The sequence below is a fragment of the Pseudomonas sp. ASL9 genome (assembly GCF_056680335.1).
Genome location: NZ_CM155277.1, coordinates 1,214,230 through 1,234,102 on the forward strand (window position 1 = coordinate 1,214,230; position 19,873 = coordinate 1,234,102).

A 19,873-nucleotide genomic window follows, 5' to 3' on the forward strand; every position below is an offset into this window, starting at 1 on the left:
GCCTATACGGCTTTGCGCCGACGCCAATAGCGGCTTGCCAGCCAGAGATAAACCAACCCGTTGATCACCACCACCAAGACGCCTAACCACAACTGGGTGTGCGGCGTCAGCCCTACGGGGTAGATCAGCGGAATCAGATAATGCTCGATAAATCCACCGTCGTAACCTTGATCGCCTGCCTTCAGGCGCAACGCGTTTTCCAGCGGTGTCAGCGGGCAGTACAGATGAAAGAACTCGACGATCACGCCCCATGCGACAGCGGGAAAGTGCAGCACGATAAACCAGCGCCAACGTATCGCCAGCAAACCGCCGAACAAGGCAAAGAGGATAAACACCCCATGCATGAGCACAACAACGTCGGCGGCAACGCGATAAAACATACCTGTGCCTTCCCTCTAAAATATTACGACACGGCCCACGGACTTTTTTAGAGCGGCCGTAGTCGGATTATTAAAGCAGCACACACTTTACGCCGCGGGCGTTGAAGGCGTGAACTGCAGAAGCCACTTACCAACAAGAAGGAACTCGTCATGGGCATAGGCACAATTCTTATCATTATCCTGATCCTGCTGCTAATAGGCGGTCTGCCGGTATTTCCGCACTCCAGAAGCTGGGGCTATGGGCCATCGGGCATCATCGGTACTGTCTTGATCATTTTGTTGATACTGGTTCTGCTCGGCAAAATATAAGGCAGTCGCTCTATAAACTTTGCGAAACACACACCCATAAAAAAAGCAGCCCGTAGGCTGCTTTTTTTATTGCATCAACGGGCGTCAGTGAGCAACCGCGCCAGTTGCACCCAAACCTGTCTGCGAGCGAACAAACTGCGGAAGGAACAACGCACGTGCATTCTCCGCCGCTTTGGACTTGTCGGTGATAGAGAAGAACCAGATCCCTATGAATGCGATGGAGATGGAGAACAGCGCCGGGTATTCGTACGGGAAGATAGCTTTCTCATGATGCAGGATCTGCACCCAGATGGTTGGGCCAAGGATCATCAAGCCAACCGCGCTGATCAAGCCCATCCAGCCGCCGATCATGGCGCCACGGGTGGTCAGGTTTTTCCAGAACATGGAAAGCAGCAGGACCGGGAAGTTACAGCTTGCCGCGATGGAGAACGCCAGACCAACCATGAACGCAATGTTCTGATTTTCGAACAGAATGCCCAGGAAGATTGCCAGGACACCCAGTGCGAGGGTGGTGATCTTCGAAACACGAATTTCGTCTTTCTCGTTGGCTTTACCGGCCTTGATCACACTGGCATACAGGTCGTGAGACACCGCCGTTGCACCTGCCAGGGTCAAGCCTGCAACCACCGCCAGGATGGTAGCGAAAGCCACCGCTGAGATGAAGCCCAGGAACAGACTGCCACCGACCGCATCGGCCAGGTGAATCGCGGCCATGTTGTTACCGCCTAACAGCGCACCAGCAGCATCCTTGAAGACCGGATTGGTGCTTACCAACAGGATCGCGCCGAAGCCAATGATGAAGGTCAGGATGTAGAAGTAGCCGATGAAGCCAGTAGCGTAGAGCACCGATTTGCGAGCTTCTTTAGCGTCGCTCACGGTGAAGAAGCGCATCAGAATGTGTGGCAGGCCAGCGGTACCGAACATCAGTGCCAGAGCCAGAGAGAACGCCGACACAGGGTCTTTCACCAGGCCGCCCGGGCTCATGATCGCTTCACCTTTAGGGTGAACCTTGATCGCCTCGGCAAACAGGGTGTTGAAGTCGAAGTTAACGTGCTTCATGACCATGACCGCCATGAAGGTTGCGCCAGACAGCAACAACACCGCTTTGATGATCTGAACCCAGGTAGTCGCCAACATGCCGCCGAACAGGACGTACATGCACATCAGGATACCTACCAGAATCACCGCAACGTAGTAGTCCAGGCCGAACAAAAGCTGGATCAGCTTGCCGGCACCCACCATCTGCGCAATCAGGTAAAACGCCACCACTACCAGCGAACCGCAAGCGGACAGGGTGCGAATTTCTTTCTGCCCCAGGCGATAGGACGCCACGTCAGCGAAGGTGTATTTGCCCAGGTTACGCAGGCGTTCGGCGATCAGGAACAGAATGATCGGCCAACCCACCAGGAAGCCGATCGAGTAGATCAGGCCATCGTAGCCGGAGGTGAACACCAGCGCGGAAATCCCCAGGAAGGAAGCAGCCGACATATAGTCGCCAGCAATTGCCAAGCCGTTCTGGAGACCGGTAATTTTACCGCCTGCCGAGTAATAGTCTGCCGCCGACTTGGTGCGTTTGGACGCCCAGTAGGTGATGCACAGAGTGAAGCCGACAAACACCACGAACATGGCAATAGCTGAAACGTTCAGCGGTTGTTTTTGCACAGCACCGGTAAGCGCTTCAGACGCCCACAAGGTCGGTGCGAACACAGCAAGCCCAAGGGCCGTTAGTAGACGCCGGATCATTGCTGAGCCTCCTGGAGAATTGCTTTGTTCATCTTATCGAATTCACCGTTGGCACGGTATACATAGACGCCGGTGAGGATAAACGCCGAAAAAATCAGCCCGACCCCTATTGGGATCCCCCACGTGATCGATGATTCGGGGCTTATTTTAGTCCCGAGAATGTGTGGCGCATAAGCAATCAAGATGATGAAGCCCGCGTATAACCCAAGCATGATCGCCGAAAGAATCATGGCGAATCGCTCTCTTTTGGATACCAGCTCCTTGAAACGGGGGCTGTTTTGAATCGAGAGGTAAATGCTGTCGTTCATTATTTTTATCCTCGCAGCACAGAAGAAATGTAGCTCGTTACACTTTAGTCTGCTCTAGAACTCACTCCAGACGACCTTAGTATTAGAGCGACATAACCTGTCTGCGCGGACCTCTGCACGCGTATATGAATAAGGAAGGAAACGGATAAGAGAGAGGGCAAATCAATGAGTGCAATAACCGTCATGCAAAAGGCCATCTGGCAGTGATGCCAAATGGCCTTAAAAGGTGCTATCTAGACGTGTTCAAGCGGTTTTATTTGACCCACTCGGCGACACGGTCCGGGTGCTTGGCAACCCAGTCTTTCGCTGCAACTTCAGGCTTGGCACCGTCCTGGATCGCTAGCATGACTTCGCCGATTTCATCCTTGGAATTCCAGGAGAATTTTTTCAGGAAGGCCGCTACTTCAGGTGCCTTTTTCTCTAAACCCTTGCTACCGACGCTGTCCACAGTCTCGGCTGCGCCATAAACGCCCTTTGGATCTTCAAGGAAGCGCAGTTTCCACTTGGCAAACATCCAGTGCGGAACCCAGCCAGTGACCGCGATGGATTCATGCTTTTCTTCAGCACGGGTTAATTCGGCGATCATTGCAGCGCCAGAGCTGGCCTGCAATTTGTAGCCCTCCAGATCGTAGTCCTTGATGGCTTGATCGGTCTTGAGCATCACGCCTGAACCGGCATCGATACCCACGATTTTTTTCTTGAAGGAATCATCGGTTTTCAGGTCGGCAACACTTTGGGCTTTGACGTACTCGGGAACGATCAGACCGATTTTGGCATCCTTGAAGTTAGGACCGTAGTCGACAACCTTGTCTTTGTTCTTGGCCCAGTACTCGCCGTGAGTCACTGGTAGCCAGGCCGACAGCATCAAGTCAAGTTTACCGGTCGCAACGCCCTGCCACATGATCCCGGTTGCAACCGGCATCAGCTTGACGTCATAACCAAGCTTCTGTTTGATCACTTCAGCGGCCACATGGGTCGTGGCGACGCTGTCGGACCAACCGTCGACATAGCCGATGCTCAACGTTGGTTTTGTTTCTGCAATGGCCAGCGTGGAACTGATCGCAAGTACCAGAGCGGCACCTGTGCCAAGGATTCGTCGCATCTTCATTGTTACTTCCCCGAAAGTGCTGCACCCGACGACTGTCGAGCATCTTTAACGTTTTTAAGCAGACCGTGTGAAAACGTAGCGAGCGAAGGCAAGACAAGGCAAAAACAGGCGAGGAAGTGGACTGGGCTCGCACCCGAGTCTACGTGTTGTAAATGAGCATTCCGAGCCTATTTTTAACGCAGTATTGTGTGCGTAGCGCCGAAGTCACCCAGCCTGCAGTAGTTTTCACACGGCCTGTAAGGGACCGCAGTTCGTGCCCGACACTGGAGCGCTGCCGCCCCTTCACGCCTCACCTGTTCACCGGCTCACACAGCAGCACCGTGATGGCGTCCTGATAATCAACCTGCGTCGGAATACCTCCTGCTCTATTAACGACCTCAATACACCGAGTAACGACATCACTGAGCCACCCACGACAAACAGGGGGAAATAATTGGCGAAGTCCGCCCGAACTTTGCATATCCCTCTTCGGGTCAGAGCCAAAGTGCTTCTCCAGCCTTGGAAAAATACAGGTAACATGCCGCCCTCAGCCCCATTACGGCCCCATCATGCCTGCGATTTCCCGCTTCCCCGTTGCACCTTATCTGTTCGCTTGTCTGCTTGGCCTGTTCGCCCTTTGCGGCTTCTGGTATGGCATGGGGAAACCGGTGATTCTGCCGGACGCAGCCACGCCCACGCATAAATTGCAGTGCGCGTCCTACACCCCGTTCGACAAGGATCAATCACCGTTCGACCAGCCCTTCACATTGCGGCCGGAACGGATTGATGCCGACCTGGCCCTGCTCGCTACCCGTTTCGAATGCATCCGCACCTATTCAATGAGCGGGCTGGAAGCCATTCCCGCCTTGGCGCGCAAACACGGACTGAAGCTGATGCTCGGCGCTTGGGTCAACGCCAACCCGGCGGACACCGCCAAAGAAGTCGACGCACTGATCGCCTCGGCCAATGCCAACCCTGACGTGGTCACTGCAGTGATCGTCGGTAACGAAGCACTGCTGCGCAAGGAAGTGACTGGATCACAACTGGTCAAGCTGATTCTTCACGTCAAAAGCCAGGTCAAACAGCCAGTGACTTACGCCGATGTGTGGGCGCTCTGGCTGCAATACCCGGAGGTAGCGCCGGCGGTGGATTTCCTGACCATCCATTTGTTGCCGTATTGGGAAGATGAACCTAAAGGCATCGACGACGCATTGGAGCATGTGGCGCAGATCCGCCAGATATTCGGCAGCCGCTTCGCGCCCAAAGACATCATGATCGGTGAGACTGGCTGGCCCAGCGAAGGTCGTCAGCGAGAAACCGCCGTGCCAAGCAGGGCCAACGAAGCTCGGTTCATTCGTGGATTTGTCGCCATGGCTGAACAAAACGGCTGGCACTACAACCTGATCGAAGCCTTCGACCAGCCGTGGAAACGCGCGAATGAAGGGGCTGTCGGCGGATATTGGGGCTTGTTCGATGCCGACCGTCAGGAGAAAGGCGTACTCGCAGGCCCGGTTTCCAACCTGTCTTACTGGCCTTTCTGGTTAGCCGTCAGCGGGCTGCTTTTCGCGATGACCCTGGCAGTTGCCGGCCGCGTGGCCACCACACGCAGTGCATTGGTCTTGCCACTGCTGGCTGCGCTGGGTGCTTGCTGCATCGGCACGTGGGGTGAGCTGGCACGGATTACGAGTCGCTTCGCGGGCGAATGGGTCTGGGCCGTGCTGTTGGTCGGTTTGAATCTATTGGTACTGGCCCATGCCGCGCTGGCGCTGTCGGCCAAAGACGGTTGGCGCGCTCGTGCATTCCTGTGGTTCGAGGCGCGTGCCGGTTGGTGGGTAACCGCCACGGGATTCGCCGCTGCGGTAATGATGCTGGCAATGGTATTTGATCCGCGTTATCGCAGCTTTCCTACGCCAACCCTGCTACTGCCCGCAGTGTTCTACCTGTTCCGGCCAGTGCGTGTTCCACGCCGGGAAGTCGCGCTGCTGACGTTTATCGTTGGCGCCGGTATCGCACCGCAGTTGTTTCAGGAAGGGCTTGCCAGCCAACAGGCATTGGGCTGGGCATTGGTCAGCCTGCTGATGACCGCTGCATTGTGGCGTTGCTTGCGGGTCCGTCACGCCTGAACAGGCTGTGAATGCGCCCATTGTGTTACCGGCCCCACAAAGGCCGGTGCTCAATCGGGTAACACGGAAACAAATATTGGTATTTTTTATCGACCGCATGAGTGATAATTTCTTCAAGCACCTGTTTTTAAAGGACTTTTAAAAACTGGCACGGCTCCTGCTATATCTCTTGCACAACAAAAATAAAAACAAAGCAGCAACCCAATAAAAACAATACGTATCGGCTCTGACATAACAAGAACAACACGGACAGAGACGCAGCTAACAGATTTTTTTGGAGTGGAAGGGCTTTACCGGGATTTCGATTCCGCAACCGGGCAGAGAACAATAAAACTACCTCAGGTAGCTCCCGAACTGGTTGGATCGCGCAAGTGATCAAAGCAAGTCAGCGCTCAAAAAAATACGTTTGCTCTTGATCCCCGATGGGGATCGCACAAAACAGCAGTAAAGGGACAGGTCGCCAAAAACAAGAACAGACCGCCCTACAATAATAAAAAAAGAGCACGCAATACGATTAGAGGGGAGCTTCGGCTCCCCTCAGTGCTGTCTGGGGTTTGAGATTCTGGATTTTGAATCAGCGCACAGCGTGCGGCGCTCTGACCAACCGCAACCCGGCAATAACTACCGCAAACACTGCAAGACTCGCACTGTAGAGCACCAACGCCGGGATCCCGAGCAGCACAGCAAACACAGCCAGCCACCAGCCGACACGACCCGACACGCAGAAAGCGATGATCGATGTCACCAACGCCGCCTTGGCGATCGCCCCGAAATGAATCATCAACCCAAGGTTCGAGCGCATCTGGCACTCCCAGTTCAACGCCTCGCTGGCACAGATACCGACCCATCGGGCATCCTCCATCAACGAATAACGCAGACCATAGCTGGCAGCGAGCCACAGCGGCAGAACGATCAGCAGCACAATTAGTGGTAGACGGCGAGACATGCAATACTCCAAAAACCAACGCGGACGAAACCGAAAACGGCGCCCAGCATAATCGCCCGACGCCGGTATGCAAGGGAGTTCTACCCACAACAGGACTGCCCGCGCTGTCGATTACTCATGCAGAGTATGTATCGCCTCTGCCATATACACGGCGTTCGCTTAAAAGTACGGCACTTCGGTACTACACCCGTGGTCATAGCCTGCGTATCTCACTCAGCACTTTTCCCAAGGGATTTAGTCATGCTCCGTTTCCTACGCTGCGCTGTCGTTTTCGGCGGCCTCATCTTGAGTGCGTCCGCTCTGGCAGTCGATGTCGACCCGGCCAGTTATGGCTTTCCCCTGACCAACCCCTTCGAAGCGACCATTGCAACGACACCTCAGGACCTGCGTCCCAAGCTGCCAGCCGATGCCGATATCACTCAGAGCGATTACACCCTTAACCTGCACCCCGAGCGCGACTTTACGCTGCCCGACAATTTCTGGGCGGTGAAAAAGCTGCGTTATCGTCTGGCCAAGCAAGACCATCCAGCTCCCCTGGTTTTTCTGATCGCTGGCACCGGCGCGCCGTACACCAGCACCATCAACGAGTTCCTGAAAAAACTGTACTACGGCGCTGGCTATAACGTCGTGCAATTATCATCGCCCACCAGTTTCGACTTCATGAGTGCCGCCTCACGCTTTGCGACACCTGGGGTTTCCAAGGATGACGCCGAAGACTTGTATCGGGTGATGCAGGCCGTGCGTGCACAACAATCAAATTTGCAGATCACTGATTACTACCTGACCGGCTACAGCCTGGGCGCACTGGATGCGGCCTTCGTCGCCCACCTGGACGAAACCCGACGCAGTTTCAATTTCAAGCGTGTCATGCTGCTCAATCCCCCAGTCAACCTCTATACCTCAATCACCAATCTGGACAAACTGGTGCAGACTCAGGTCAAGGGCATCAATAACAGCACCACGTTCTACGAACTGGTACTGGCCAAGCTGACCCGCTACTTCAAGCAAAAAGGCTACGTCGATCTTAACGACGCATTACTTTATGACTTCCAGCAGTCCAAGCAGCACCTGACCAATGAACAAATGGCGATGCTGATCGGCACCACGTTCCGCTTCTCCGTGGCCGACATCGCCTTTACCTCCGACCTGATCAACCGCCGCGGGCTGATCACTCCGCCCAAATACCCGATCAGCGAAGGGACCAGCCTGACCCCGTTCCTCAAGCGTGCGCTGCAATGTGATTTCAACTGCTACATCACTGAGCAGGTCATCCCCATGTGGCGCGCCCGCACCGATGGCGGCAGTCTGCTGCAACTGGTCGATCAAGTGAGCCTCTACGCGCTTAAGGACTACCTGCATAACAGCCCCAAGATCGCCGTGATGCATAACGCCGACGATGTGATTCTCGGCCCTGGAGACCTCGGTTTCCTGCGCAAGACCTTTGGTGATCGCTTGACCGTTTATCCCTACGGCGGCCATTGCGGCAACATTAATTACCGCGTCAACAGCGACGCCATGCTGGAGTTCTTCCGTGGCTAAATTTCTCCTGCTTGTTGCTGCACTGATGTCCGCAAGCGTCACTTATGCGGCCGATGTCACCCCCGCCGCCCATCCAGCGACAGTCGCCAGAGCCTCCGACCCGGACGGCTTCACCGAGCCGTTGAAGTCGCTGAAATTCAACCCTGGTCTGGATCAGCGTGAGTTCGAGCGCGCAACGCTCAACGCCCTCAACGTCTACGACCCGATGGAGTCGTGGAACCGTCGGGTATACCACTTCAACTATCGTTTCGACGAATGGGTATTCCTGCCGATAGTCGACGGGTATCGCTACATCACGCCGAGTTTTTTACGCACTGGCGTCAGCAACTTCTTCAGCAACCTGGGCGACATCCCGAACCTGTTGAACAGCCTGTTCCAGTTCAAGGGCCAGCGCTCGCTGAACACCACGGGCCGGCTGCTGCTTAACACGACGGTCGGCATCGCCGGGCTGTGGGATCCGGCGACCATGATGGGCCTGCCGCGTCAAAGCGAAGATTTTGGTCAGACGCTGGGCTTCTATGGCATGCCCGGTGGACCGTACATTGTCCTCCCGCTGCTCGGGCCATCGAATCTGCGTGACACCACCGGGCTGCTCTTTGACTTCACGGCCGAGTCGCAGATCAACTTCCTCAACGTCGCCCAGGTCAGCAACGACCACCCGGAAATTTACGTCCTGCGTGCCATCGACCGGCGTTACACCAACAGCTTCCGCTATGGCCAGACGAACTCGCCGTTCGAGTACGAAAAGGTTCGCTACGTCTACACCGAAGCGCGCAAGTTGCAGATCGCTGAGTAGCTGAGCAACATCACAAAACGGCCGACCTGGATGACAGGTCGGCCGTTTTTATAGGCCACGAAGATCAACGGTGGGAGGCCCCGCCGCGTCTTCGACGCTGCGCTGTCGCGCAGCAAACTGGGTTGCTATTTGTGTGTCGTGATTGGTGGTGGCGTGTCAGATAAGACGCCTTCGCGAATAAATTCGCTCCCACCGGGGTCTTGATTTGCCTTTGATTTTCAAGTGAATTGGCTGTCGAATTACGGCCAGGCCCCTTTTCCAGAAGGCCGAGCGCAGGCGTTGCGCAGGGGGTAACGAGGCAGGACGCCGAGTTAGCCGCACGGGGCCAGGGATGGCCCCTTGCGGCGACCCCCGGAGCAACGCCGGAGATTTCGCCCCGTCTTCGACGCCGCGCTGTCGCGCAGTAAACTGGCTCCTGTAGGAGCTGCCGAAGGCTGCGATAAGGTCGGCACGACCTTCAGCGGACTCAAGAAAGCGACTCCTACAGGGGATCAGCGTTTGGCTGAAAATTTAATAAGATTTATTATTTATTTTTCAATGCGTTATTTTTTGTTTGATGGGAGCACGCATGGGGAAAACATCGGAATTGTTGATAACTGCGACGCAAAAATCGCACCCATTCGTCAACCTGACAGGCATAGCATGGTCGTCATTCCTACCTGACCAGGAGTTTCCTCAATGACTCAATTTCGCAAAGTGCTGGCGATCCAAGCCGGCCAGCCTACTTCCGACGGTGCCGGCGTGAGCCTGACCCGCGTGTTCGGCGGCCAGGGCATGGAGCTGTTTGATCCTTTCCTGATGCTCGATGAGTTCGGCTCGGACAAGCCCGACGATTACATCGCCGGTTTCCCACCGCACCCGCATCGTGGTTTCGAGACCGTCACGTACATGCTTGAAGGGCGGATGCGCCATGAGGATCATCTGGGCAACGTCGGCCTGCTTGAAGGCGGCGGTGTGCAATGGATGACGGCGGCCCGCGGGATTATCCACAGCGAAATGCCCGAGCAGGAAGAAGGCACGATGCGCGGTTTTCAGCTATGGCTGAACCTGCCAGGCAGGACCAAGCTCGACCCTGCCAGCTATCAAGATATCCAACCGCAGGACATTCCCCGGGTGACCACCCAAGCGGGCGTGGACGTGGTAGTGATCGCCGGGCAGTTCGACGATGGCCAGGTGCACCAGGCGGGTGCTGTACAACGCCCGGATACCGAACCGTTTTATTTTGACCTGCACATTCCGGCTGGCGCGAGTGTCAGCCCGCAGATTCCTCAGGGCCATCGCGTGCTGCTGTACGTTTACGAGGGCAGCCTTGAGCTTGCAGGTCAGCCGTCAGTAATCAGTACCCGCCGTTTGGCGCGCTTGTCTGAGGAGGGCGAATTGCAGCTGCACAGCGCCTCTGGGGCAAAAGTGCTGTTGATCGCGGGCAAGCCGTTGCGTGAGCCTATCGTGCAGTACGGCCCGTTCGTGATGAATACACGTGAAGAGATCGAGCAGGCGTTGCGTGACTTTCGTGATGATCGGCTGACTGCCTGATAGATCGCCTCAAGCCAATATTAAAAACCGCTTCAACTGATCACTCTGGGCCAGAGCATCGCGCCGGCCCAGCTCGATCAACTCGCTGCAATAGCCCGTCTCGAACAGCAGGTAACTCAGCACACCGGCGCCGCTGGTTTTAGTCGCGCCCGGTCCGCGCAGGAACATGCGCAAGGCGGCTGGCAGCTCGGACCGATGACGCGCAGCGATTTCGTCCAGCGGTTGGCTGGGGGAAATTACCAACACGTCCACCGGCGCCAGACCCAACGTGTGCACGGGCTGCTTCAACGACAACAAATAGCTCAGTTGATTGAGCCGTTCCAACAGTTCGATGTCGCTTTCCAGGCTGTCGATGAAGGTGCTGTTGAGCATATGCCCACCTATCTGAGCCAGACTAGGCTGTATCCCCCTCGTCGCCCGCTGCACCTGATTGCTCGTTATGTCCCCATGTGGGTTGCCGCTGACCCCGACCACCAGCACCCGATTCGCACCCAGATGCAACGCCGGGCTGATCGGCGCTGACTGGCGCATCGCACCATCACCGAAATATTCCTGCTCGATCTTGACTGGTGCGAACAGCAAGGGGATCGCTGAACTGGCGAGCAGATGATCGACCGTCAGCTGCGTCGGCAAGCCGATACGCCGATGGCGCAGCCAGGAATCAATGGTGCCCTTGCCCTGATAGAAGGTCACCGCTTGCGCCGACTCATAACCAAATGCGGTCACCGCCACGGCGCGCAGGTGCCGAGCTTCGATGGCGTGGTCGATACCGCGCAGGTCCAGACGAGTATTGAGCAGATCGCGTAACGGCGAGCTATCGAGCAACGCCACAGGCACTTGCGCGCCAATCCCCAGCAGGTGATGGCCGACAAAGCGGCTGGCCTGATGAACCACCCCCGCCCAATCGCTGCGCACCACATGATGACTGCGAAAACACTGCCAGAACTCGGTCAGTTGATGAACTGCGGCGCAAAAATGCGAAGCACCACTGGCCAGCTTGACCGCATTGATGGCGCCAGCCGAGGTCCCCACAATCACCGGGAACGGATTCGGAGCACCGGAAGGCAGCAAATCAGCTATCCCGGCCAGTACGCCGACCTGATAAGCGGCACGGGCACCGCCACCCGAAAGAATCAGCCCAGTGACCGGCTCAGCGGGACCGGTTTCAGCAGCACTCATTGCTGCTCATCTCTGACGCGTGATTGCATTTTTATTGATTAGCCTTTTTAAATATCAGTCAGGCTTCTTATACAGCTTCGGCTCGCCCGTTGGTCGGCTTTTAAAGCGGCGATGCGCCCACAAATATTGCGACGGGCACTCGATGATGGCGCGCTCGACCCACTGATTGATCCGAAGGCAATCGACCTCGTCGCTTTCACCGGGAAAATCGCTCAACGGCGGATGTATCACCAGCCGATAACCACTGCCATCGGCCAGACGCTGCTGGGTGAACGGCACCACCTGAGCGCGACCGAGCTTGGCGAACTTGCTGGTGGCGGTCACAGTCGCCGCCTGAATGCCGAACAGCGGCACGAAAATGCTCTGCTTGGCGCCGTAATCCTGATCTGGCGCGTACCAGATGGCCCGGCCGGCGCGCAGCAACTTGAGCATGCCACGCACGTCTTCACGCTCTATGGCCAGGGAATCTGGATTGTGGCGCTCACGGCCGCGGCGCTGGATGAAGTCGAACAGCGGGTTTTTGTGTTCACGGTACATTCCGTCAATCGTATGCTGCTGACCCAGCAAGGCCGCACCGATTTCCAGCGTAGTGAAGTGCAGCGCCATGAGAATCACGCCCTGCCCTTCGCTCTGTGCTTGTTTAAGGTGCTCCAGACCTTCGATATGGGCCAGTTTGGCCAGCCGCGAGGGTGTCCACCACCAACTCATGGCCATCTCGAAAAAAGCGACGCCAGTGGACGCGAAATTCTCCTTGAGCAGATGTTTTCGCTCGGCTTTCGACAGATGGGGGAAGCACAATTCCAGATTGCGCGAAGCAATGTACCGACGATCATCGGCAAACCAGTACATCACCGCACCCAGCGTCCGACCAACGGCTGTCAGCGTGCGAAACGGCAATTGAACGATCAGCCAGAGCAGCCCCAGCCCCAGCCATAGCGGCCAGAAACGCGGTTGCAGAAAACGAGCTCGAAAAGGCGGACGATCCATTACAGCTTCCGTAAAGACGTGGGCCGCGCATTCTACATCGGTTCGACTGCATCGGCTTGGCTTGCGACTCGCGAGCGTTCTCGTTATAAGTCTCGGCACTTTTAGTGACAAGCTGCTTTATGCCGACCATGAGCCAAATAGAATTGCAAGACCAGGATCCTGTGTTCCAGCTAAAGGGCAGCATGCTCGCCATTACGGTGCTTGAGCTGGCCCGAAACAACCTTGAAACCCTTGATCGCCAGTTGGCGGCGAAAGTTGCCCTGGCCCCGAACTTCTTCAGCAACACGCCCCTCGTGCTGGCCCTGGACAAACTGCCCGCTGGCGAAGGCGCCGTTGATCTGCCCGCGTTGATGCGTGTATGCCGTCAACACGGCCTGCGCACCCTGGCCATTCGCGCCAACCGCATCGAAGATATCGCCGCTGCCATTGCGATTGATCTGCCCGTACTGCCACCTTCGGGTGCCCGGGAGCGCCCGCTGGAGCCTGCCGAAGGCGAAGCCGCGAAGAAAAAGGCAGAAAAACCACCTGAGCCGACCCTCAAACCAAGCAAAATCATCACCTCTCCCGTGCGCAGCGGTCAGCAGATTTATGCCCAGGGCTGCGACCTGGTGGTCATCGCCTCGGTCAGTCCCGGTGCGGAACTTCTGGCCGATGGCAACATCCATGTGTATGGCCCTATGCGCGGAAGGGCATTGGCCGGGATCAAAGGCGACACCAAGGCGCGGATTTTTTGCCAGCAGTTGGGCGCCGAACTGGTCTCGATCGCCGGGCAATACAAAGTTTCCGAAGATCTGCGCAGAGATCCGCTGTGGGGGGCCGGAGTACAGGTTAGCCTGTCCGGCGACGTGTTGAACATCACACGTCTTTAACGGATACTGCCGCCATTTTAAAGCATCCCTGATTCGTCGCGAAAACGTAGCAAAAGAAGTCGGACGTCGAAAAAGCCGGGTTTTCAACCGGTTAAACCTCTGATTCAGGGGTTCTCGATTCCCAGCATTGCTCGACTGTTGCCGTTTCAAGGGATGCCCTTCAGGGACTAACTGTCCTTTTCCTCTAGGGGTGAAACACCTTGGCCAAGATTCTCGTGGTTACATCCGGCAAGGGTGGTGTGGGTAAGACCACCACCAGCGCCGCTATCGGTACCGGTCTCGCTTTGCGCGGCCACAGAACAGTGATCGTCGACTTTGACGTTGGCTTGCGTAATCTTGACTTGATCATGGGCTGCGAACGCCGCGTGGTTTATGACTTCGTCAACGTCGTGAACGGTGAAGCAACCCTCACCCAAGCCCTGATCAAAGACAAACGCCTGGAAAATCTTTACGTACTGGCCGCAAGCCAGACCCGCGATAAAGACGCGCTGACTCAGGACGGCGTTGAAAAGATTTTGATGGAACTCAAGGAAACCTTCGAGTACGTGGTCTGCGATTCCCCTGCGGGCATCGAGAAAGGCGCCCACCTGGCGATGTATTTCGCTGACGAAGCGATCGTTGTGACCAACCCGGAAGTGTCTTCGGTACGTGACTCGGACCGCATGCTAGGCCTGCTGGCGAGCAAGTCCCGTCGCGCCGAGAAAGGCGAAGACCCGATCAAGGAACACCTGCTGCTGACTCGCTACAATCCGGAGCGCGTCACCAAGGGCGAAATGCTTGGCGTCGAAGACGTTGAAGAAATCCTCGCAATCCGTCTGTTGGGCGTGATTCCTGAGTCTCAGGCGGTTTTGAAAGCCTCTAACCAGGGCATTCCAGTCATCCTTGACGACCAGAGCGACGCCGGTCAGGCCTATAGCGATGCTGTCGATCGTTTGCTCGGCAAGGAAGTTGCTCATCGTTTTATTGATGTGCAGAAGAAAGGATTCTTGCAGCGACTGTTTGGAGGTCGTGAATGAATATTTTTGACTTCTTTCGTGACCGCAAGAAGGAAAGCACCGCTTCAGTAGCGAAAGAGCGTCTACAGATCATCGTGGCGCACGAACGCGGCCAACGCAGCACCCCTGACTACCTGCCTGCCCTGCAAAAAGAGCTGGTGGAAGTTATCCGCAAATACGTCAACATCGAGTCCGACCAAGTGCATGTCGCTCTGGAAAGCCAGGGCAGCTGCTCGATCCTTGAACTCAATATCACCCTGCCAGATCGTTGATCCGGCCGGTGCCTGCGGCGGTATTTCAGACCTTTTGAACAGAAGGTCCGAATACCGCCGTTGGCGTTTCTAGCGTTTCGAGGCCCGTTGCACATGCCGTTGTCGAACATCCGCATCATTCATCAGGACGCTGGCGTTCTGGTAGTCGATAAACCGACCCTGCTGCTTTCCGTTCCCGGCCGTGCCGAGGACAACAAGGATTGCCTGATTACTCGCCTGCAGGAAAACGGTTACCCCGAGGCCCGTATCGTCCATCGCCTGGATTGGGAAACCTCGGGAATCATCCTGCTGGCCCGCGACGCCGACACGCACCGCGAGCTATCACGGCAGTTTCACGACCGCGAAACTGAAAAAGCCTACACCGCCTTGTGCTGGGGCCAACCAGAACTGGACAGTGGCAGTATCGATTTGCCGTTGCGCTACGACCCACCGACCAAGCCCAGGCATGTGGTCGATCACGAATTCGGCAAGCACGCGCTGACATTCTGGAAAGTGCTGGAGCGCTGCGGTGATTATTGCCGTGTCGAGTTGACGCCGATTACCGGCCGCTCGCACCAATTGCGCGTGCACATGCTGTCCATCGGTCATCCGCTCCTGGGCGACGGGTTGTATGCACACCCTCAGGCGCTGGCGGCCTACCCGCGCCTGTGCCTGCACGCCAGCATGCTCAGCTTCACTCACCCGCAAACGGGTGAGCGCATGCGCTTCGAGTGCCCTGCGCCGTTTTGAATGGGGACCGCGCCGCGGCCTTTCGCAGGCAAGCCTACTCCCACAGGTTTTGTCGCCGACTCTGTGGGAGCAGGCTTGCCTGCGAAAAGGGCATAACAAACAACCAGGTAGCCACATGACGCAATCCAATACGGTAAACTCGCGTCATTGCTGTCTGGAGTAACGTATGCGCGAAGAGTTGAACCAAGGCCTGATTGATTTCCTCAAGGCCTCTCCCACCCCCTTTCATGCCACCGCCAGCCTCGTCCAACGCTTGGAAGCGGCCGGTTACCAACGTTTGAATGAACGTGACACATGGGCCACCGAGGCCGGTGGTCGCTATTACGTCACTCGCAACGACTCATCGATCGTCGCCTTCAAGTTGGGCCGTCATTCGCCCTTGAATGGCGGTATCCGCTTGGTCGGCGCCCACACCGACAGCCCCTGTCTGCGGGTCAAGCCGCAGCCGGAACTACAACGTCAGGGTTTCTGGCAGTTGGGTGTCGAAGTCTACGGCGGTGCCCTGCTCGCGCCCTGGTTCGACCGTGACCTGTCGTTGGCCGGTCGCGTGACCTTTCGCCGTGACGGCAAGGTTGAAAGCCAGCTGATCGATTTCAAACTGCCTATCGCCGTGATCCCAAACCTGGCGATTCACTTGAACCGCACCGCCAATGAAGGCTGGGCGATCAACGCCCAGACTGAGCTGCCGCCGATTCTGGCGCAGGTGGCAGGCGATGAGCGTGTGGATTTCCGTGCCCTGCTGACCGATCAGCTGGCCCGCGAGCATGGTTTGAATGCGGATGTTGTGCTCGATTACGAGCTGAGCTTTTACGACACCCAAAGTGCTGCAATCGTTGGCCTGCACGGTGATTTCATCGCTGGCGCACGTTTGGATAACCTGCTGTCGTGCTTTGCCGGTGTACAAGCCTTGCTCACCGCCGAAACTGACGAAACCTGCCTGCTGATCTGCACTGATCACGAAGAAGTCGGCTCCAGTTCCGCCTGTGGCGCAGATGGTCCGATGCTGGAACAGATCCTTCAACGCCTGCTACCTGAAGGCGATGACTATGTGCGCACCCTGCAAAAATCGTTGCTGATCTCGGCCGACAATGCCCACGGCATACACCCGAACTACGCCGATAAGCATGACGCCAACCATGGCCCAAAACTCAACGCAGGCCCGGTCATCAAGGTCAACAGCAACCAGCGTTATGCAACCAGCAGCGAAACCGCCGGTTTCTTCCGCCATCTGTGCATGGCCGAAGAAGTCCCGGTGCAGAGCTTTGTGGTGCGCAGCGACATGGCGTGTGGCTCGACCATTGGCCCGATCACTGCCAGTCATCTGGGTGTACGCACCGTCGATATCGGCCTGCCAACCTTCGCCATGCACTCGATTCGTGAACTGGCGGGCAGCCACGATCTGGCACATTTGGTGAAAGTGCTCAATGCGTTTTACGCCAGCCACGATCTGCCTTGATCAGGTAAATATTCTTCGCAGGCTTGCCTGCGAAGAACGTCACACGGCTCATCCGCTAAAACCCACCTAGACTGACGCTATAGGATCACAAAGGCGTAGCGCTCATGGACCCGGTCCACTCAATGCTGATACCGATACTCGCCGGTATGCTGCTGTTGTGCGTGGGATTCACGTATCAGGAACGAGGTATCGGTGTGCTCCTGCTCTGGCTGGGCATGGTCTGCATCCTCGGTACGGTGGTTTACAAAATCCTCGACAAACTTGCGTAGGCCGCTCGGCGTATGGCGTGCAAAGCCGCAGGGCGCCTGCAAAATGCACTCGCCAAGCCTAAGCGCCACTCGTACACTCGCCAGTCGTTGCCTGATGACACCAGGCGTTTCAGTGCTGATTTGAGGTTCACTGCCTAGTGCCTGTTTTTGCCAGTTTGTCCGTTGTCACGCGCCTGCTTCTGATCTGTCTACTGGCCTTGCTACCGGTTGCAGAGGCCCAGGCCCTAAGCCTGCCGGGCTCGCTGAGCGGCTCGCAGAAAAGCCAACCGCAAGCGCAGGAACCTCTAGGGCAATCGCTGGATGAAGTGATCAAGTCACTGGAAAACGATCAGCAGCGCACCAAACTCCTCGACGACCTGAAAAAACTCCGCGACGCCACCAAAAAAGCCCAACCTGCCACCGAAGAAGGCGTGCTCGGGTTGATCGGCGGAACACTGGCTGGTTTCGAGAAACAGTTCACGGGTGACGACAGCCCGCTCCAACGCTGGTCAGAAGAACTGGACCTTTCGCAAGAAGAACTGCTGGCGCTGACGCTGCCCGCCAACCTATGGCTGCCAGTCATCTTCGGCTTTGCCTTGGTGATACTGATCTGGAGCCTGCTGGCTGCCGCGCTGATCTGGTTAAGCCATCGGGTGCGCCTGCGCTTTGGCCTGTCTGAAGACCTGCCACAACACCCTCGGACCTGGGACATGCTGCGTTTTGCCCTGCGCAAACTGGGGCCGTGGCTGGTGGCACTGGTTATCACCGTGTACTTGAGCTATTCCCTGCCCTCTTCGCTGGGCAAGGATTTGGCGATGGTGCTGGCGTATGCCTTGGTGGTGGGCACATTGTTCTCGGCCATTTGCGTGATTGCCTTTTCCGTTCTTGACGGCCCGCACCGTCACCGCGCCTTGTATATCCTGCGGCATCAGGCGTTTCGCCCATTGTGGCTGATCGGCAGTTTTGCCGCCTTCGGCCAGGCGTTGAGCGACCCGCGCCTGATCGCCAGTCTTGGCGAGCACCTGGCGCACATCGCCGCAACCCTGGCTAACGTGCTGGCCGCGATATCCACGGGGCTATTCATCCTGCGGTTCCGGCGACCCATCGCCCACTTGATCCGCAACCAGCCGCTGTCCCAGCGCCTGACCCGCCGCGCGTTGAGCGATACCCTCTCCATTCTCGGCTCGTTCTGGTATGTGCCCGCATTGATGCTGGTGGCGGTGTCATTGTTCGCCACGTTCTTCTCCGCTGGAGATACCAGCACTGCACTGCGTCATGCCTTGATCTGCGCGGTATTGCTGGTGCTGTGCATGGTTATCAATGGGCTGGTGCGCCGTCATGCGCTAAAACCCCACCATGGGCAAAAACGCCATGCACTGTATTCAGAGCGGCTGAGAAACTTCTTCTACACCTTGATCCATCTGCTGGTCTGGCTGCTGTTCATCGAACTGGGCCTTCGCGTGTGGGGCATGTCGCTGATTCGTTTCGCCGAGGGTGACGGCCACGACGTCAGCGTCAAGTTGTTCAGCCTGGGCGCGACGTTGTTGTTCGCCTGGCTGGTGTGGATCCTCAGTGACACCGCCGTGCATCATGCCTTGACCCGGTCACGCAAAGGCCTGGCCAATGCCCGGGCGCAAACCATGATGCCGCTGATCCGCAACGTGCTGTTCGTGGCGATTTTCATCATCGCCTTGATTGTAGCGCTGGCAAACATGGGCATGAACGTGACCCCGTTACTGGCCGGTGCTGGTGTGATCGGCCTGGCCATCGGTTTTGGCGCGCAGTCATTGGTGGCGGATTTGATCACCGGCCTGTTCATCATCATCGAGGACTCATTGGCCATCGACGATTACGTGGATGTCGGCGGCCATTTAGGCACGGTTGAAGGTTTAACCATCCGTACTGTGCGCCTGCGGGACATCGACGGCATCGTCCACACCATTCCTTTCAGCGAGATCAAAAGCATCCAGAACTACTCGCGGGAATTCGGCTACGCGATTTTCCGCATCGCTATTCCGTTCAGCATGAACATCGACGACGCGATCAAGATGATTCGTGAGGTCGGGCATAAAATGCACAATGACCCTTTGGAGCGGCGCAATATCTGGTCCCCCCTGGAGATTCAGGGGGTCGAGAGTTTCGAATCAGGTAGCGCAATACTTCGGGCTCGTTTCAAAACTGCGCCGATCAAACAATGGGAAGTTTCCCGAGCCTTCAATTTGTTGCTCAAACGCCACCTGGACGAAGCGGGCCTCGACTTGGCAACGCCGCGCTTAAGCGTGCAGGTGAATACCAGTGGCGGTAGCGTGAGTGGGGTTGGGGTCGGATCAGTGAAAAATCAGCAGTCGAGCTAGGAAATCATCTGGCATCTGCC

20 protein-coding genes are annotated in these 19,873 nt (G+C 56.7%); 13 read left to right on the forward strand and 7 right to left on the reverse strand.

All coding sequences use genetic code 11. The annotated features are described in order from the left end of the window. Positions 1-2 precede the first annotated feature (2 nt). The gene (locus AC1ME2_RS05665) at positions 3-380 is read right to left on the reverse strand and encodes a DUF2784 domain-containing protein (RefSeq protein WP_480439819.1); all 378 of its coding nucleotides are present in this window, start codon (positions 378-380) and stop codon (positions 3-5) included. A 150-nt stretch (positions 381-530) separates the two neighbouring features. Between AC1ME2_RS05665 and AC1ME2_RS05670 the strand changes: the two genes are divergently transcribed. Next, positions 531-689, forward strand: coding sequence for a DUF3309 family protein (locus tag AC1ME2_RS05670; RefSeq protein WP_480439820.1), 159 nt, complete (start codon positions 531-533; stop codon positions 687-689). Between the two features lie 84 nt (positions 690-773). Here AC1ME2_RS05670 and AC1ME2_RS05675 read toward each other — a convergent pair whose 3' ends face one another. The 3 genes from AC1ME2_RS05675 to AC1ME2_RS05685 all read right to left on the reverse strand — a co-directional run bounded on the left by AC1ME2_RS05675 (position 774) and on the right by AC1ME2_RS05685 (position 3,848). Continuing rightward, positions 774-2,432 carry a cation acetate symporter gene (locus AC1ME2_RS05675; RefSeq protein ID WP_480439821.1) on the reverse strand — a complete coding sequence of 553 codons (1,659 nt, stop codon included), beginning with the start codon at positions 2,430-2,432 and terminating at the stop codon, positions 774-776. Further along, a complete protein-coding gene (locus AC1ME2_RS05680; protein ID WP_480439822.1) occupies positions 2,429-2,740 on the reverse strand; it encodes a DUF485 domain-containing protein in 312 nt (103 codons plus the stop codon). The genes AC1ME2_RS05675 and AC1ME2_RS05680 overlap by 4 nt, the downstream gene beginning before the upstream one ends. A gap of 253 nt (positions 2,741-2,993) precedes the next feature. Further along, positions 2,994-3,848 (reverse strand): glycine betaine ABC transporter substrate-binding protein, encoded by an 855-nt coding sequence (locus AC1ME2_RS05685; protein ID WP_480439823.1) that lies wholly within the window; start codon positions 3,846-3,848, stop codon positions 2,994-2,996. A 548-nt stretch (positions 3,849-4,396) separates the two neighbouring features. On the opposite strand from AC1ME2_RS05685, the gene AC1ME2_RS05690 reads away from it, so the two are divergent. Further along, the gene (locus tag AC1ME2_RS05690) at positions 4,397-5,950 is read left to right on the forward strand and encodes a glycoside hydrolase family 17 protein (RefSeq protein ID WP_480439824.1); all 1,554 of its coding nucleotides are present in this window, start codon (positions 4,397-4,399) and stop codon (positions 5,948-5,950) included. A 574-nt stretch (positions 5,951-6,524) separates the two neighbouring features. Here AC1ME2_RS05690 and AC1ME2_RS05695 read toward each other — a convergent pair. Then, the gene (locus AC1ME2_RS05695; RefSeq protein WP_480439825.1) at positions 6,525-6,896 is read right to left on the reverse strand and encodes a hypothetical protein; all 372 of its coding nucleotides are present in this window, start codon (positions 6,894-6,896) and stop codon (positions 6,525-6,527) included. Between the two features lie 240 nt (positions 6,897-7,136). Between AC1ME2_RS05695 and AC1ME2_RS05700 the strand changes: the two genes are divergently transcribed. The 4 genes from AC1ME2_RS05700 (at position 7,137) to AC1ME2_RS05715 (ending at position 10,764) form a co-directional block, all read left to right on the forward strand. Then, positions 7,137-8,435, forward strand: a complete 1,299-nt coding sequence (locus AC1ME2_RS05700) for an alpha/beta fold hydrolase (protein ID WP_480439826.1) — start codon at positions 7,137-7,139, stop codon at positions 8,433-8,435. Continuing rightward, entirely contained in the window at positions 8,428-9,231 is an 804-nt protein-coding gene (locus AC1ME2_RS05705; protein WP_480439827.1) for an MlaA family lipoprotein, read from the forward strand. The genes AC1ME2_RS05700 and AC1ME2_RS05705 overlap by 8 nt, the downstream gene beginning before the upstream one ends. 339 nt (positions 9,232-9,570) lie before the next feature. Beyond that, on the forward strand, positions 9,571-9,894 hold the full coding sequence (locus AC1ME2_RS05710) for a hypothetical protein (protein WP_480439828.1): 324 nt from the start codon (positions 9,571-9,573) through the stop codon (positions 9,892-9,894). A gap of 15 nt (positions 9,895-9,909) precedes the next feature. Beyond that, positions 9,910-10,764 (forward strand): pirin family protein, encoded by an 855-nt coding sequence (locus tag AC1ME2_RS05715; RefSeq protein WP_480439829.1) that lies wholly within the window; start codon positions 9,910-9,912, stop codon positions 10,762-10,764. A 9-nt stretch (positions 10,765-10,773) separates the two neighbouring features. Here AC1ME2_RS05715 and AC1ME2_RS05720 read toward each other — a convergent pair whose 3' ends face one another. Next, on the reverse strand, positions 10,774-11,943 hold the full coding sequence (locus AC1ME2_RS05720) for a patatin-like phospholipase family protein (RefSeq protein ID WP_480439830.1): 1,170 nt from the start codon (positions 11,941-11,943) through the stop codon (positions 10,774-10,776). A 54-nt stretch (positions 11,944-11,997) separates the two neighbouring features. Beyond that, the gene (locus AC1ME2_RS05725; RefSeq protein ID WP_480439831.1) at positions 11,998-12,930 is read right to left on the reverse strand and encodes a lipid A biosynthesis lauroyl acyltransferase; all 933 of its coding nucleotides are present in this window, start codon (positions 12,928-12,930) and stop codon (positions 11,998-12,000) included. Positions 12,931-13,058: 128 nt separating this feature from the next. On the opposite strand from AC1ME2_RS05725, the gene minC reads away from it, so the two are divergent. From minC to AC1ME2_RS05760, 7 genes are all read left to right on the forward strand, one after another. Then, positions 13,059-13,799 (forward strand): septum site-determining protein MinC, encoded by a 741-nt coding sequence (gene minC, locus AC1ME2_RS05730; protein ID WP_480439832.1) that lies wholly within the window; start codon positions 13,059-13,061, stop codon positions 13,797-13,799. A gap of 200 nt (positions 13,800-13,999) precedes the next feature. After that, positions 14,000-14,815, forward strand: coding sequence for a septum site-determining protein MinD (minD, locus tag AC1ME2_RS05735; protein WP_480439833.1), 816 nt, complete (start codon positions 14,000-14,002; stop codon positions 14,813-14,815). Continuing rightward, positions 14,812-15,066, forward strand: a complete 255-nt coding sequence (gene minE / locus AC1ME2_RS05740; RefSeq protein ID WP_322168238.1) for a cell division topological specificity factor MinE — start codon at positions 14,812-14,814, stop codon at positions 15,064-15,066. The genes minD and minE overlap by 4 nt, the downstream gene beginning before the upstream one ends. 93 nt (positions 15,067-15,159) lie before the next feature. Then, positions 15,160-15,795: an RluA family pseudouridine synthase gene (locus AC1ME2_RS05745; protein ID WP_480439834.1), complete on the forward strand. Its 636-nt coding sequence runs from the start codon at positions 15,160-15,162 to the stop codon at positions 15,793-15,795. Between the two features lie 166 nt (positions 15,796-15,961). Beyond that, entirely contained in the window at positions 15,962-17,251 is a 1,290-nt protein-coding gene (locus tag AC1ME2_RS05750) for a M18 family aminopeptidase (protein WP_480439835.1), read from the forward strand. A 104-nt stretch (positions 17,252-17,355) separates the two neighbouring features. Beyond that, positions 17,356-17,520: a hypothetical protein gene (locus AC1ME2_RS05755; protein WP_480439836.1), complete on the forward strand. Its 165-nt coding sequence runs from the start codon at positions 17,356-17,358 to the stop codon at positions 17,518-17,520. Between the two features lie 137 nt (positions 17,521-17,657). Then, the gene (locus AC1ME2_RS05760; RefSeq protein ID WP_480439837.1) at positions 17,658-19,853 is read left to right on the forward strand and encodes a mechanosensitive ion channel domain-containing protein; all 2,196 of its coding nucleotides are present in this window, start codon (positions 17,658-17,660) and stop codon (positions 19,851-19,853) included. Positions 19,854-19,873 lie beyond the last annotated feature (20 nt).